Raw genomic sequence first — 15,965 nt, 5'->3', positions numbered from 1 at the left:
CAGTAACATATGAAAGATCTTAAGTTGTATCTTCTGCTAGGTTTTTTATTGTTGGGTATATATTTATTTATTGAATATAACCGTCCAGTGGCTGTTAATTGGTCGCCCACTTATCAGCGAAGCGACAAAATACCTTTCGGAACTTACATATGCTATCGCGAACTTCCGAAGCTTTTTAAAAGGGGTGTATATAATAGTCGACAACCGCTCGAAGAAACACTTCCAAAGGCTAAAGGTGCCAATTTACTTATTATTTCCTCCAAGATTTCCTTGGGCAACGATGATTATCAAAAGCTTTATACACATATCGAGAAAGGCAGCGATGTTTTTCTCGCAGCGAGCGATTTCAATCAAATTCTTTTAGATTCACTTCATTTACAAATTCGTACACGAGATGTTCTTTTTGCAAAAGACAGCTTACAATTTCATTTTCTGAATAAACACTTGGCTCCAGATCGTTATTATCAGTTCAACAGAGGCATAGCTTCCCAATACTTTAGTAAAATAGACACACTGAAAGCTACTATATTAGGTACGAATAATAAAGGTGAAGCAAATTTTTTGCGTTATCATATCGGCAATGGTGACTTATACTTGTTGGCTTCTCCCGATTTTTTCACCAACTACGCATTGTTAACTGAAGAAGGGGCTGCCTATGCCTCCAAAACACTTTCGTACTTAAATCCAAATCGGCCCCTCATTTATGATGAATATCAATTACTTGGTATGGCAGGTGAGCGATCGCTCTTGCGATTTATTTTTAGCAATGCCTCGCTTAAGTGGTCTTATTACATTATGCTTGCATGCCTAATACTATTTGTTCTGTTCGAAATTAAACGGCGACAACGGATCATTCCAATAGAAGATCCAATGGCAAACACCAGCGTAGAATTTATAAAAGTGGTAAGTAGCGTTTATTTTCGACAGCGTGACAATAGCGATATCGCACAGAAAAAGGCTCAGTATCTTCTTCATTTTATTCGCGCTCACTATCGAATTAAAACAAGCGATTTAAACGATGAGTTTTTAGCGTTACTTGCCGAACGCTCGGGTGTCACAGCGGATGTCGTTCAAAAGATATTTGAATATATGGAAGCTGTTCACTTGGGGAAACAATTAAGTGATCAAGAATTGACAGATTTTAATAATTACGTGGAACGGTTTTACAATCAATCGAAGATACTATGGAACAAGAATTTTTCGAACAACGTACCGATTTAGGTGAATTACAGCAAGCGGTTCAACAAATTAAAGACTCGATCGGTAGGGTTGTTGTTGGGCAGCAAAACCTGGTTGAACTCTTAATTGCCGGAATTTTAGCTGATGGCCATGTACTGATAGAGGGGGTGCCGGGCATTGCTAAGACGTTGACCGCTAAATTAATTGCAAAATGTATTGACGCACAGTTTAGTCGCATTCAATTTACGCCAGACCTCATGCCTTCAGATGTTCTGGGTACATCCATTTTCAATCCAAAAAGTGTTGATTTTGAATTTAAAAAAGGGCCTATATTCGGAAACATCATTCTAGCTGATGAGATCAATCGAGCTCCCGCAAAGACGCAATCTGCCTTATTCGAAGTAATGGAAGAACGTCAAATGACCCTAGATGGTATCACACACCCAATGGAAGAGCCATTTATAGTGCTGGCGACCCAAAATCCAATAGAACAGGAAGGAACTTACCGTTTACCGGAAGCGCAACTCGACCGATTTTTGTTTAAGATCGAGGTGGGCTATCCCTCCCTGGTGGAAGAAACAGAGCTTTTGATCCGACACCATCAAGCGGATCCTCTTGAAACAATCAAGCATATACAACCGGTCCTCTCGAGTGGACAAATTAAATCCCTACGGAATACGGTAAGGAAATTACATGTGGAAGATAAATTAATCGAGTTTGTAGCGAAGATCGTCTATCAAACAAGAAACCACAAGTCTTTATTCCTGGGAGCGTCGCCCCGAGCATCATTAGCCATCATGAATGGGGCAAAGGCTATTGCTGCCATGAATAGTCGTGACTTTGTCACGCCGGACGACATCATAGGCGTTACACCTGCCGTATTGCGCCATCGTATTGTTTTAACGCCTGATCGAGAAATGGAAGGCATTACGCCTGATGAAGTTATCCATCAGCTCATTAAGAATATCGAGATTCCGAGGTGAAGCTTATAGGGGATAGGGGTTAGGTATTAGGGGTTAGGTATTAGGGATAGGGTGGAGATAAGGATAAAGAGCGGGACTTAACAAAAAGCGTTTATTAAAGATTCTACGATGCGTAATATCGTTCGATTATTTTATTTGGATCTATTTCTGAGTAAGCGATTTTTTATCGCTTGGGGAATAACGGCATTCTTATTTTTATTAACTTATTTTTTCCCTTGGCTGGGATTTTTACCTTATATAGCTGCTCTTACAACGACGCTGATTTTATTAGCAGATATCGCATTACTATACGCTGTAAAAAATGGAGGGGTAGTCAGTACGCGTATTGCTCCTGCCCGCCTAAGCAACAGTGATGATAACGAAATTTTTATTACAAGCAACAATCGTTATCCTTTTACTGTAAAAATAGGCATTATCGATGAAATACCTTATCAATTCCAAAAGCGCGATATTTGGTTCGAGCGAGCTCTGGAAGTTAAGGAACGGAGTACTTTTTCATACCAACTACGCCCTGTAAAACGAGGCCTCTACTCTTTCGGAAAACTACGAACTTTTGTACAATCACCCATCGGTTTTATACAACGTAGATTTAATGAAGATGCAGAGGCTAATGTACCCGTATACCCTTCTTTTCTTCAAATGCGTAAATACGAAATGTTAGCCATTTCTAATCGGTTAACGGATTACGGCTTGAAGAAGATCCGTCGTTTAGGCCATAGCATGGAATTTGAACAAATAAAGGCTTATGTTCAGGGTGATGATTATCGAACGCTAAATTGGAAAGCTTCTGCTCGTCAAGGCAGTTTAATGGTCAATTCGTACATTGACGAGCGATCGCAACATATCTATTGTATAATCGACAAATCAAGGGCAATGAAGATGCCCTTTCATGGCTTAAGTTTATTAGATTACGCCATTAATGCAAGTTTGGTATTGGCTAACATTGCGCTCAAAAAGGAAGATAAAGCCGGACTTATCACATTTGCCGAGCAAATTGGGACTGTTCTTCCTGCTGATAGGCGTTCTACACAACTTAATTATATTATGGAGGCCTTGTACAAAGAGAAGACACGTTATTTAGAGAGTAATTTGGAGATTTTATACTCGACTGTAAGACATACGCTACGGCAAAGAAGCTTGATTATCTTATTTACGAATTTTGAAAGTGTATCTGCCTTAAATCGACAATTACCTTATTTGAAGAAAATTGCAAAATACCACTTATTGGTAGTAATCTTTTTTGAGAACATCGAGGTGAAAAGCTTAAGTCAAGAAAAAGCGGAAAGCATCGAAGGTATCTATTTGAAAACAATCGCAGAGAAATTTGTCTATGAAAAAAAACTACTTGTTCGAGAGCTTGCCAGGCATGGAATACAGTCTGTCTTGACGCCACCTGAACATTTGACTGTCAACACAATCAATAAGTATTTGGAAATTAAGGCTAAGCAGCGGATTTGATGATTGTTACATTGCGAGTTATTAGTTGTTGGTTGTTGGTTATTAGTTGTTAGTGTTGGTAGTTAGTTGCGGGCAGATATCCATTGGCTATGAAAGGCCTAGGTTCATCATCGCATCATCACATTGGCTCATCGGCTAATTAACTCATTAGCTAATTAACTTATCGGCTAACCGACCGTAGGGAGCTCATGAGTGCCGAAAAAAGCAAACACTTACGAATAGTTAACTACCTAACTATTTAACAACGGCAAAATGCTGTCGAGATAATTTCGGTCATTTGCCAATCGTGGCACCTTATTCTGTCCTCCCAATTTATCTCGGTTTTTCATCCATCGGTAAAAGGTACCTGACGGAGCCATATGTATAATCGGCGCCTTCAGTGCCATGTTTTTAAACCGTTTCGCATCATAGTCTGAATTCACTTCTCGCAGTTTTTCATCCAACACGTTTTTGAATTCCGTAAAGTCGTCCGGCTCTTTTTCAAATTCTATAATCCATTCGTGTGCGCCAGCCTCGTTATTATGGAAATAAACAGGCCCTGCTGTGTAATCGCGTACAATCGCATTGGTAATTTTACAGGCTTCTCTCAAACCATTATCGGCATTATCAACGATCAACTCTTCACCAAAAGTATTAATATATTGCTTGGTTCGGCCGGTAATCTGTATACGGTAAGGGTGTAAAGTAGTAAACTTAATCGTGTCTCCGATCATATACCGCCATAGACCGGCATTCGTCGAAATGATCAAAGCATAATTTTTACCAAGCTCAACCTGATCGAGCGTGAGCGTTAACGGGTGTTCGTCATACAAATTTTCAACAGGCAAAAATTCATAGTAAACCCCATAATCGAGCATAAGCAGTAAATCATCCGAATCTGACTGATCTTGAATTCCGAAATAACCTTCTGAGGCATTATAGTTTTCCAAATAGTACATATTATCAGAAGGGATAAGTCTCTTAAACTGCTCTTTATATGGCTTAAAGCTCACTCCACCGTGCAGATACAGTTCCAAATTAGGCCATATCTCCAATAGATTATCTTTCCCTGTTAATTCAAGCACCCTTTTTGCCAATACTACGTTCCACGTGGGTACCCCGGATAAATTGGTTACATTTTCATGAATTACCAGGTTGGCGACCCGTTCGATTTTCTCCTCAAAATTGGGATTAAGAGTTGTCTCCAAATCCGGTGTTCTATACATTTCGGCCCAAAAAGGCAGGTTTCGGATCAGAATGGCCGACAAATCACCGGAACTGGAATCTCCATTGCCAAGTTGATTTATTTTATGACTTCCTCCCAGCACAACCCCCTTTCCTGTAAAAACTTTAGCATCGGGCCGATTATGGCAATAAATAGAAAGCAGATCTTTCCCCCCCTGAAAATGGCAATCCTCTAAAGCCTCCTCACTCACCGGTATAAACTTACTCCTGTCAGAAGTCGTACCTGAAGATTTTGCAAACCATTTTATATCCGATGGCCACAACAAATTTTGCTCACCTGCAATCATTCTGTCAATATATGGTTTCAGGCTATTATAGTCTTGTATAGGCACACGTTCTTTAAAAGTTTCAAGATTACAAATCGATTTATAGTCGAACTTCTTCCCCCACTCGGTTGCCTGCGCAGTGGTAATAAGGCTTTGAAACCACTCTTCCTGAACTTCATGAGGATATTTCATGAAAAGTTCAATTTGGTGGATTCGCTTTTTCATTATCCAATTAATAATTGAATTGACAATTGCCATTTTGTTATACTAGGATACTTGGTTTTAGCTACTAAAGTAGCAAATTTATTGGTTATTTGTTGTTAGTTACTCGTTGTTGGTTATTAGTTGTTAGCACAGGGTTTGGTACCAGGACACCTGCCGGCAGGCAGGTACGTATCAGGATTTCCTACCTGCGTCCTATGTCTTACCTCTTTCAGCCATCAGCAGTCAGCTATCAGCTTTCAGTCGTGCTGGCCTCTCTAATCATGTCGGCTCATCATCACATTGGCTAATTATTTCAGCTTTTAGCCATCAGCAGTCAGCTATCAGCTTTCAGTCGTGCTGGCCTTTCTAATCATGTCGGCTATCATCACATTGGCTAATTATTTCAGCTCTTAGCCATCAGCAGTCAGCTATCAGCTTTCAGTCGTGCTGGCCTCTCTAATCATGTCGGCTATCATCACATTGGCTCATCAACTACTTAACTACTTAACGATTCAACTACTTAACTATTTACCGGCTCAACTAACTATCCCAGTTTCTTCCTTCTCAACTCAAAATGACGCCCCAGATAATAGGTTCTCGCCATTTCATTGACCGCTATCTCTTCAGGGGTGCCCGTCAACATGATTTTTCCCTCAGTAAGCAAATAAGCTCGGTCTGTAATGGACAAGGTTTCCTGTACATTATGATCGGTTATCAGAATCCCAATATTTCGATGTTTAAGCTTATGCACAATGGTCTGGATTTCCTCGACCGCAATAGGATCGACTCCCGCAAAGGGTTCATCTAACAGAATAAAATGAGGGCTTGCCGCTAGAGCACGAGCAATTTCCGTGCGCCGGCGCTCTCCTCCTGACAGCAAATCGCCTCTGTTTTTCCTGACTTTATGTAAACTGAACTCATTGATAAGCTCTTCCAGCTTTTCTTTTCTAACCGTCTTATCCTGGTGATGGATTTCCAAGACCGCCATAATGTTATCCTCAACAGATAGTTTTCTAAAAACCGAAGCCTCTTGCGCCAAATATCCAATTCCTTTTTGAGCTCTGCGATACATGGGATCTTCTGTAATATTATCATCTTCCAGATAAACATTACCTTCATTCGGCTTGATCAATCCGACGATCATATAAAAAGACGTTGTTTTACCGGCACCGTTAGGTCCTAATAATCCAACAATCTCTCCTTGCTCGACATGAAAAGACACATCGTTTACAACCGTACGCTGTTTATACTTCTTTACCAGATGTTCTGCCTTTAATATCATACTAGCTTTAAGCTTTTAGTCATCTGCTGCAAGCTTAAAGCTTACATCAACCTAATTCCCTTTAAATTTAATTGAATATTTTTTTTATCTCGCCATACGTTCTCTTCAATAGAGAAACATGCGGTAAAAGGTATTCCTTTATTAATATGTGTTATATATTCCCCTAAGCCAAATCCAATACAATCAAAGGTCGGAGCTCCTTCCTGTGTAATATACATCTTTAGGTGGTTCGCTCCTACCAACTGCGCCTCGCCTACAGAATACACATTTTTGGCAATAAAAACAGGTGCGTTGTTCTCGGGTCCGAACGGTGCAAATTGTTTTAAAACACGAAAGAATTTTGGTGTAATATCCGCTAGATGGATTTTTGCATCAATTGAAATTTCAGGTTCCAACAATTCGGGAGCGATACTTTGTGCCACTACCGCTTCAAATTTCGATTGCAATGCGGGCACATTTTCTGCTTTCATTGTTAGCCCCGCAGCATATTTATGTCCCCCAAACTGCTCTAATAGGTCACTACATTCAGATAGCGCCTCATATAAATCGAAGCCCGCCACAGATCGAGCAGATCCGGCTACATGACCGTTTGATTTCGTAAGTACAATTGTCGGACGGTAATACTTTTCTGTTAAACGTGAAGCAACGATACCAATAACGCCTTTATGCCAATCTTCCTGGTAGACGACGGTTGTTTTACGTTTAATAAGCGTTTCACTTTTTTGAATAATTTCGAGCGCTTCTGCTGTAATCCGCGCATCAAAATCCTTCCGTTGCATATTCTGTACGTCAATTAGCCCGCAACAGTTTTTTGCTTCCTCTAAACTTTTTGAAATCAATAGTTTTACCGCATCTTTTGCATGGTCGATTCTACCTGCGGCGTTGATCCGTGGGCCAATTTGAAAAATAACGTCTGTTAAATTCATTTCACCGGCCTTCGTGGAAAGGTCAACCAAAGCCCTTAGTCCAAAGCTTGGATTATTGTTCAATTTCTTTAATCCGTAATATGCCAACACCCGATTCTCTCCAGTTATCGGTACGATATCCGAAGCTATACTCACCGCAACAAGGTCGAGATATTGAAAAACTTCTGCTTCCTCTAACTGATTTGTCTTTGCAAAAGCATGAATAATTTTGAAAGCGATACCGCAACCTGATAGCTCCTTATATGGATAGTTACAATCTTTTCGCTTTGGATCCAAAACCGCCGTTGCCTTGGGCAATTCGTTCCCCGGCGTATGGTGATCACCAATGATAAAATCGATGCCCTTTTGTGCTGCATACTCAATTTTGTCGACTGATTTAATACCACAGTCCAATGCAATAATTAGCGAATAGTTGTTTTCTGCTGCATAATCGATACCTTGGAAGGAAATACCGTAACCTTCTTTATACCGATCAGGGATATAATATCCTATATGGTTATAAAACCGTTTCAAAAAGCTGTAAAGTACTGAAACTGCAGTTGTTCCGTCCACATCGTAATCACCGTAGACCAAGATATTTTCCTTCATGCCGATAGCCTGTTCAATACGGCGAATAGCAAGGTCCATATCTTTCATCAAAAAGGGGCTATGGAGATCGTCGAGTGAAGGCCTAAAGAATTTCCGTGCCTGCTCAAAGTCGAATACGCCTCGCTGTACCAACAATCTTGCTAAGACCTTATGTATATTAAGAGCCTTTGATAAGGAAGTAACGACATCTGTATCAACTGTATTTCTTTCAACCCACCTTTTTTGCATATACTTTTACCTATTAAACTGTATCTCTCAAAGGCTAATAAGAGAGTGACGGATACTTTGTACACGATGTAGGCTGCATGCATCTGCATTCCTGTATGACAGAGGCCCGAACACGCAACGAACACTTGTGAAAAAAAAGCATTTTGTCTAAGTTTGCGCTAATCAATGGGTAAATATACGCTTTTTTAGTTGTAAGTTTTAGGTTATACATTATACGTGGTCCAATCATTCACGGCAGTTTACTTATCACTTATAACTCATTACTTATAACTTATTCGCATGCAAGCATTCTCACTTTATGAAGGTTCCTATTCTGTTGATAGCAGCAAAAAATTTATCCCTTTCGATCCCTTAAAAGATGATCCGAAAGATCGAAAAGGCTCTTTGTTTATTCATATTCACCCCTTACTCATCCAAACCGCTAAGGATCTGATTTTACTGGACACTGGATTAGGATATAAGGATGATCTTGGCAATCTGGCACTACATAATAATATCAAGAAGGCAGGATTTGATCCTCGTGACGTAAGTTTTGTTTTGATGTCGCACCTACATCAAGACCATGCCGGTGGTATGGTTTTCGAGCACCAAGGCAAGTTACAACTGGCTTTTCCCGAAGCGGAGTATATTGTTTCACGTGGAGAGTGGGAAACTGGTTATAGCGGAAAGTCGGGTTCTTACAAAACCGCAATTTTTGATGTGCTGCAACGTAGCGGAAATCTAGAGTTAGTGGAAGGAAATGGGCGTATTAACGACACCATTACTTACGAGCACAGTGGTGGCCATACAGAGTTCCATCAAGTATTTCATATCAGCGAGAACAATTCACATTATTTTTTTGGAGGAGACGAGCTTCCCGAACCGGAGCAGCTTCTCCGAAAGTTTGTTGCTAAATATGATTTTGACGGTAAGAAAGCTATGCAACTTCGGGAAGAATACGGAAACAAAGCAGCAGAAGAAGGATGGATCTGTATGTTTTACCACTCGACGGGAGCCCCCTTTGGCAAGGTAACGAAAGTAGAGGATGCTTTTAAAGTCATTAGCTAATTAGCTAATGTGGTAATTAGCTAATTGACTAGATCAGCTGATATTGCGTGGCTACGCGGATGAGGGCTGCCGCATTTGAAACTTCAAATTTCTGCATCAGATTTCTTCGATGGGTCTCTACTGTATGCGGACTAATAAACAGTGTTTCGCCAATTTCCACCGTTGTTTTTCCCTCCGCAATACACCGAAGCACCTCCTGTTCGCGCCTGGTAAGTTTCGGTAAATTCATGGGATCATGCAAAGCTGCTTCGAACAAAGATTGCTGCACTTCCGGGCTGAAATAGAGCTTTTTGTTTACAACAGATTGGATCGCATTGATAATTTCTTCCGCGCTTGCATTTTTTAACACATAACCATTAGCTCCATTCTGCAGCATCTTGGTAATCATGCTTCGCTCATTATAATTGCTTATGCCGATAATATGAATATGCGGATGGAGCTGCTTAATCTGTTTACACAGATCAATACCACTGATATCCGGCAAATTAATATCGAGTAAAATTACATCGATATTGTTTTCTGCTAAAAACCGTAAAGCACTTTCGCCATCATGACAGCAAGCTTTGACCGTTACCGATTCGTTATCAGACAATAAGGCCTTCATACCTTCCAGCACCACAGGATGATCGTCAACGATAAGTAGGGATATATGCTTTATTGACATTGAATTCTATATTAATTGTTGTTCCCACATTTTTTTCAGACTGAATATCCAACTGGCCATTCAAATAAGCTACCCTGTTCTTCACGTTATGCAACCCCACTCCTTTTCCTTGTTGGTCGTCGGTATCAAAGCCACAGCCATCATCTTCTACGGTAATAAAAACCTTTCCGTCGTTTTGAATACACTGCACCAGAATGGTGTTTGCTCCAGCGTGTCGCACGGCATTATTGATCAATTCCTGCAAAATACGATAAACCATAATTTGCCGATCTTTATCATCCTCTAAACTAAAACCATAGGTCTGTAAAGATATGTTTATCCCGGATCGCTCAAGATCTTCACAAAAATCGCGAAGTGCGGTTACTAAGCCAAAACGCAATAAAGTTTCCGGCATCATATTCCTAGCGATTCTTCTCAACTCGTTTACAGCTACATCGAGTTTATTAAGAATAATCCGGTGTTGCTCTTGTGCTTGCGGCTCGGGACTTACACAGGGATTTTTAGATAAAAGCAATTTTACATTTGACAGCAATCCGCCTAAACCATCGTGTAAATCACTTGCCAGACGCTTTCTTTCTTGCTCCTGTCCTTGCAACATAGCATTAAAAAATCGTATTTGTTGCTCTTTCTGCATACGCTGAAGCTGTTCTTCATGCAAATCGCACTGCTGCTTTGCTAACCGTTGTTTGTTTCGATAGAGTAAGTATCCAAGCCCAAGCAATATCAATAGGCACCCCAACACAATACAGATAAAGACCAGCATCGTTTTATTGTATTTCAAGGCCGCTGAATTAAGCTCATTTTCGGCCTTTAGTGATACGATCTCCTTTTCTTTTTTTGCATCTTCATATTTCTTTTCTATTAGGTTTATCTTTACGTTAGTCTGCTTTTCGTTCACTGTGTCGGCCAGCGCAAGATACTCTTTCAAAAGCGCAAAAGCTTTAGCTTTATTGCCGACTGCCTCTTCTACATTTACAAGGTTCCTCAAGCTAATCAGTTTATTTCGGGATAAAGGGAAGGCTTTGTTTTCGTTGTAGACGCGATAAGCCATTTCCTTTGCCTTATCGTACTGCTGATTCTCGAAATATAAATAATACTTACGGTTAAGGAGCTCGATGCGATTGTATGCTTCCTGGCGCTGGTTAGCGAAAGTGATTCCTTCGTTAAAGTTTTTCAGCGCGCGATCGAAATTCTTTTCAACATATTGTTGGTACATTCCTGCGAGGACATAGTAGTTCGTCCAGGGATAGGCTTGCGGATAATCCTTTAATTGCTTATAAGCAAAATTGAGATGTGCTTGCATTCGCTCCCGATTGGCGGGTGAAAAGTCTTCTTGATAAAGCAAGGCCTTCACGATACCTAAATGACTGTTAACAGCATCCGCATATTCATGATGATCAGCGAAAATAAGAGCTGCACGTTGAAAATAGGAATATGCCTTGTCATACTGCTTAATGTCGGCAAAAACATTACCGATATCGTAATAATTGTTTGCCAAGAGCAATGAATCACCTATTCTTTCGAGAATCGGACAGGCTTTTTCGATCAGCAATCTCAAAAAAGTCTCTGTATCGTCTTCGCGTTGACTTATAGCACCTATATTATGCCATACCCGTGCAAGATAACGCTGTGCGCTGTGGGATGTATCTGTTTCCAGTAAAGCTTTGGCTTTTTCAAATGCTCGTCGCGCTTCAGACAGATTATAATGCTCCATGTAAACCCCTGCTACATAATAATGTGCAATGGCAAGCGTTAAAGGTTCTTTCAATCGAACACTTCTCTTGAAGGCATCTTGCGCAAAACCCATCGATTTTGCTGAATCGATGTAAAGCCAGTGATCGGATAAATCCTGAAGTGCACTTATCTTCTTTCGCTCGCTCGCATCACTTTTTAGTACATTCTTCAAACTATCTTCATTAAACGCTAACCTTTGTTGCGCAAATAGCGAATAGCAGGGGAAGAACGATAGATAAAAAACTAAAAAGTAATGCATAAGCAATGGGCGACTAACAAACAAATTTATCGATTCTCTCAAGCATAATTGTAAAGAAAACAAGAATATACCTGAAAACCATTAGAATAAAATCCCGAATGTATAGGATAGCATAAAAGAAAATAAAGCTTCAATTTTGAGCCAATGGTTTTTCAAAAAAAAATAATTCTAACTTAATGATGAAACAATTTCTTTTCCTTTCAATCTTTTTAATGTTACTCGGGGCTCTGACCATAAAAACGGCTTCAGCCCAAAGCGGAGCTCCCTACAACACCGGTTTTGGTTTGTTTTTAGATCTAGGAAACGGTGGCACTTATGTCGGTCCTCATGTAAAACATTTCTTCACGGAAAACAATGCCGGACAAGCTATGGTATTATTTGGTAACGATATAACTATTCTAGGCGTAGAATACTCTTATAACAAACAAGTTCCTAATGCAGGGGGGCTTATGTGGAACGTAGGTATTGGTCCGCAGGTGTTATTTGGCGATGGCGATACCGGATTTGCCTTCCGCCCACAGGCAGGTCTTGAATTTAAGGTTCCACAGGCTCCTTTAAGTGTTGGTTTCGACTGGCGTCCCTATTGGATAGTTTCGCCCGATTCGGAATTTGAGGCCGGTAGATTTGGGCTTACTTTTAAATACACGCTTTAAAGGTGGAAGGTTTAGGGTGTAGGGGTTAGGGTTGATACTGCCCTGCACCTCATGCCCGTACCTTATACCTAACACCTCGCTAAAACTTCTCCTTCATTGTTTTTTCAAGGGCAAACATTTCATCGCGAAGTTTGGCTGCCTGTAAAAAATCCATATCCTTCGCTGCCCGTTCCATGTCTCTTTTTGCAGTATCGATTGCCTTCTGCAGTTGTGCTTTACTCATATATTGCACCACCGGGTCAGCCGCTACACTGCTGGCAGGATCCGGATCGACATAGGCCTTCGCCGCTCCTCCTTTAAAATCGGCAACCGATGTCTGTTCCATAATGGCTTCTCTTGACTTGCCGACCGTACGAGGCACAATACCATGCTCCTCATTATATTTAATTTGTTTCTCTCTCCTTCTATTGGTTTCATCGATCGTTGCCCGCATACTATCAGTAATACTATCGGCATACATAATGACACGCCCCCGGTCGTTTCTCGCCGCTCGGCCAATCGTTTGTATTAGGGAAGTTTGTGAACGTAAGAAACCTTCTTTATCGGCGTCTAAAATTGCCACTAAAGTTACTTCGGGCAAATCCAGTCCTTCACGCAGCAAGTTTATTCCCACTAACACGTCAAATTCACCCAAACGAAGTCCACGAAGGATCTCCACCCGTTCCAACGTTTTTATCTCGGAGTGAATATAACGTACTTTTATTCCTAATCGGCTCATATATTTTGTAAGCTCCTCCGACATTCTTTTTGTGAGTGTAGTTACCAAAACCCTTCCTCCTTCTTTGGTTACCTTATCTACCTCATCGAGTAAATCATCAACCTGATTAACTACCGGTCGAATTTCAATGGTTGGATCCAACAAACCTGTCGGCCTAATCACTTGCTCTACCACTACCCCTTCCGTTTTTTGCAGTTCATAATCACCGGGCGTAGCGCTCACATAAATGGTTTGCGGCGCCATTGATTCGAATTCCTGAAAATTCAGCGGTCGGTTATCGAGCGCCGCCGGTAAGCGAAAACCGTATTCTACAAGTGATATCTTTCGAGAGCGGTCGCCACCGTACATAGCCCGTATTTGGGGGACCGTCACATGACTTTCATCAATTACCATTAAATAATCGTCGGGAAAGTAATCTAACAGGCAGAAGGGGCGCATACCAGGTTGTCTGCCATCAAAAAAGCGTGAATAATTTTCGATACCGCTACAATAACCTAACTCGCGCATCATCTCCAAATCATAATTTACACGCTCTTCCAAACGTTTTGCTTCGAGCATCCGCCCATCCTTCACGAGTTGTTCCTTTCGTTGTACTAGTTCATCTTGTATAGCCCATAGGGATTGTGTAAATTTTTCTTTAGGCGTCACAAAAAGGTTAGCAGGAAATAGCGCCAACGTCTCCATCTTATCTAACGTTTTTCCCGATACAGGATCAATGACGCTCAGTTCTTCAATTTCATCTCCGAAGAAAGTAATTCGATAGGCGTCATCCATATAAGCCGGAAAAACATCCACTGTATCACCCTTCACTCTAAAAGTTCCCCGTTTAAAATCAGCGGCTGTTCTTGCGTATAGAATCTCCACCAAACGATGTAAAAAGGCATTTCGGCTGATGGTGGTACCAACGCCGAAGCGAAATACGGAACGTGAAAAATCTTCAGGGTTTCCCATACCGTAGATACAAGAGATTGACGAAACGACAACGATGTCTCTTCGTCCTGACATCAAGGCTGATGTTGTGCGTAAACGTAATTTTTCAATCTCATCGTTAATCTGTAAATCTTTTTCTATATAGGTATTGGAGTGAGCAATATAGGCTTCCGGCTGATAATAATCGTAGTAAGAAACGAAATAGTTTACCGCATTTTCGGGAAAGAACTGCTTCATTTCACCATAAAGCTGCGCTGCCAAGGTTTTATTATGGCTTAATATAAGGGTTGGCCGTTGTGTTTGCGCAATCACATTGGCAATGGTAAAAGTTTTACCCGAACCGGTGACGCCTAATAGTGTTTGATAATGTTCCCCAGCTTCTACTCCTTCAACCAATTGTCGAATGGCCTCGGGCTGATCACCTGTAGGAACGTATTCAGAGGATATTGTAAATTTCATCTATTATTTTCTTTAATTGCCAATGAGAGCTCGAGTCACTAATAATTACCTTGTGTGTCAATATTATTTATATCTCGGCTTCATTGAGTGATTTATTTAATGGCCGTGGAGATTACGCCTAAGCAAAACTTTTTGCGTCTGTAATGCTCCAATGCTTTTTATTAATGTTCCGTTGCTTATTCAATTTACGTTATTAAAGGCGTAATTGATATTTATTTGGACCGCTAACGAATTCTGTTATCGTTATGGTAAACAAAGATACGAAAAAGCTGTTTGATTGTTAATTACTAAGTGCGTACAAACCAACACCAAATTGTCTGAACACATGGCCTTTATTCTAAGTAAAGAAAACAGCATTGCGAATCATTTCATTGCTGAAATGCGTGATCTCACTATCCAACAGGACCGAATGCGCTTTCGTCGCAACATGGAGCGTTTGGGCGAAATCTTTGCTTATGAAATAAGCAAGAAATTAGCGTTCAGGGCAACCGAGGTAGAAACACCGCTAGGTACCGCTGAAACGTCCTTATTGGTAGCGCAACCTGTACTGATTACGATTGTCCGTGCCGGGCTTCCTTTGCATGAAGGCCTTTTAAATTTTTTCGATCGTGCAGATTGTGGATTTATTGGCGCATACAGAAAAACAAAAAAAAGCGGTGCCTTCGAAATCGAGCGTAAGTATTTAACCTCTCCTGATTTGAAAGGTCGGACAGTTATTGTGATCGATCCAATGATTGCTACGGGTAGCAGCATGGTATTAAGCTGTCAAGAGCTGCTAGCGACCTATGACATCAAAGAATTGCATATTGTTGCCGCAATTGCGAGTGAAGAGGGCGTTGAGCATATTAAAGCTTATTTGCCCAAAGCCCATCTTTGGATTGGTGTAGTAGATAGCGAAATGACCAGCAAGGCTTACATTGTCCCCGGACTTGGGGATGCCGGTGATTTAGCTTATGGGGAGAAAAGGTAAATAGTTAAGTAGTTGAATCGTTAAGTAGTTAAGTAGTTGATGAGCCAATGTGATGATTAGCCGAAATGAGTTGAGAGGCCAGCGTGACCGAAAGCTGATAGCTGACTGCTGACGGCTAAAAGCTGAAATAATTAGCCAATGTGATGATAGCCGACATGATTAGAGAGGCCAGCGTGGCCGAAAGCCGATAGCT

At 40.9% G+C, this 15,965-nt stretch carries 12 protein-coding genes; 6 read left to right on the top strand and 6 right to left on the bottom strand.

What is annotated here, in order from left to right:
• Nucleotides 1–9: 9 nt before the first annotated feature.
• The 3 genes from M1D52_RS03200 (at nucleotide 10) to M1D52_RS03190 (ending at nucleotide 3,620) form a co-directional block, all read left to right on the top strand.
• On the top strand, nucleotides 10–1,221 hold the full coding sequence (locus M1D52_RS03200; protein ID WP_437362141.1) for a DUF4350 domain-containing protein: 1,212 nt from the start codon (nucleotides 10–12) through the stop codon (nucleotides 1,219–1,221).
• A complete protein-coding gene (locus M1D52_RS03195) occupies nucleotides 1,185–2,162 on the top strand; it encodes an AAA family ATPase (protein WP_437362142.1) in 978 nt (325 codons plus the stop codon). Before M1D52_RS03200 ends, M1D52_RS03195 begins: the two co-directional genes overlap by 37 nt.
• 108 nt (nucleotides 2,163–2,270) lie before the next feature.
• Nucleotides 2,271–3,620: a DUF58 domain-containing protein gene (locus M1D52_RS03190; protein WP_437362144.1), complete on the top strand. Its 1,350-nt coding sequence runs from the start codon at nucleotides 2,271–2,273 to the stop codon at nucleotides 3,618–3,620.
• A gap of 230 nt (nucleotides 3,621–3,850) precedes the next feature.
• On the opposite strand, the gene M1D52_RS03185 is transcribed toward M1D52_RS03190, so the two are convergent.
• The 3 genes from M1D52_RS03185 to recJ form a co-directional block, all read right to left on the bottom strand.
• Nucleotides 3,851–5,368 (bottom strand): GH3 auxin-responsive promoter family protein, encoded by a 1,518-nt coding sequence (locus M1D52_RS03185; RefSeq protein ID WP_013664019.1) that lies wholly within the window; start codon nucleotides 5,366–5,368, stop codon nucleotides 3,851–3,853.
• A 490-nt stretch (nucleotides 5,369–5,858) separates the two neighbouring features.
• Nucleotides 5,859–6,596, bottom strand: a complete 738-nt coding sequence (gene lptB / locus M1D52_RS03180) for an LPS export ABC transporter ATP-binding protein (protein WP_013664020.1) — start codon at nucleotides 6,594–6,596, stop codon at nucleotides 5,859–5,861.
• A 41-nt stretch (nucleotides 6,597–6,637) separates the two neighbouring features.
• Nucleotides 6,638–8,338: a single-stranded-DNA-specific exonuclease RecJ gene (recJ, locus tag M1D52_RS03175; RefSeq protein ID WP_437362147.1), complete on the bottom strand. Its 1,701-nt coding sequence runs from the start codon at nucleotides 8,336–8,338 to the stop codon at nucleotides 6,638–6,640.
• Nucleotides 8,339–8,617: 279 nt separating this feature from the next.
• Here recJ and M1D52_RS03170 point away from each other — a divergent pair, with 279 nt between their 5' ends.
• Nucleotides 8,618–9,385 (top strand): MBL fold metallo-hydrolase, encoded by a 768-nt coding sequence (locus M1D52_RS03170; RefSeq protein ID WP_437394373.1) that lies wholly within the window; start codon nucleotides 8,618–8,620, stop codon nucleotides 9,383–9,385.
• A 28-nt stretch (nucleotides 9,386–9,413) separates the two neighbouring features.
• On the opposite strand, the gene M1D52_RS03165 is transcribed toward M1D52_RS03170, so the two are convergent.
• Together M1D52_RS03165 and M1D52_RS03160 are read right to left on the bottom strand one after the other, a co-directional pair.
• Nucleotides 9,414–10,049: a response regulator gene (locus M1D52_RS03165; protein ID WP_013664023.1), complete on the bottom strand. Its 636-nt coding sequence runs from the start codon at nucleotides 10,047–10,049 to the stop codon at nucleotides 9,414–9,416.
• Nucleotides 10,015–11,955 (bottom strand): tetratricopeptide repeat-containing sensor histidine kinase, encoded by a 1,941-nt coding sequence (locus tag M1D52_RS03160; RefSeq protein WP_437362151.1) that lies wholly within the window; start codon nucleotides 11,953–11,955, stop codon nucleotides 10,015–10,017. The genes M1D52_RS03165 and M1D52_RS03160 overlap by 35 nt, the downstream gene beginning before the upstream one ends.
• 263 nt (nucleotides 11,956–12,218) lie before the next feature.
• Between M1D52_RS03160 and M1D52_RS03155 the strand changes: the two genes are divergently transcribed.
• Nucleotides 12,219–12,695, top strand: a complete 477-nt coding sequence (locus M1D52_RS03155) for a hypothetical protein (RefSeq protein ID WP_013664025.1) — start codon at nucleotides 12,219–12,221, stop codon at nucleotides 12,693–12,695.
• Between the two features lie 79 nt (nucleotides 12,696–12,774).
• On the opposite strand, the gene uvrB is transcribed toward M1D52_RS03155, so the two are convergent.
• Nucleotides 12,775–14,802 carry an excinuclease ABC subunit UvrB gene (uvrB, locus tag M1D52_RS03150; protein WP_437394375.1) on the bottom strand — a complete coding sequence of 676 codons (2,028 nt, stop codon included), beginning with the start codon at nucleotides 14,800–14,802 and terminating at the stop codon, nucleotides 12,775–12,777.
• A 325-nt stretch (nucleotides 14,803–15,127) separates the two neighbouring features.
• Here uvrB and upp point away from each other — a divergent pair, with 325 nt between their 5' ends.
• Entirely contained in the window at nucleotides 15,128–15,772 is a 645-nt protein-coding gene (upp, locus tag M1D52_RS03145) for a uracil phosphoribosyltransferase (protein WP_437362154.1), read from the top strand.
• Nucleotides 15,773–15,965 lie beyond the last annotated feature (193 nt).

This window comes from Olivibacter sp. SA151 (assembly GCF_054130995.1).
Note: the sequence above shows the minus strand (reverse complement) of the source record. Positions and strands in the feature narration are given on the sequence as shown.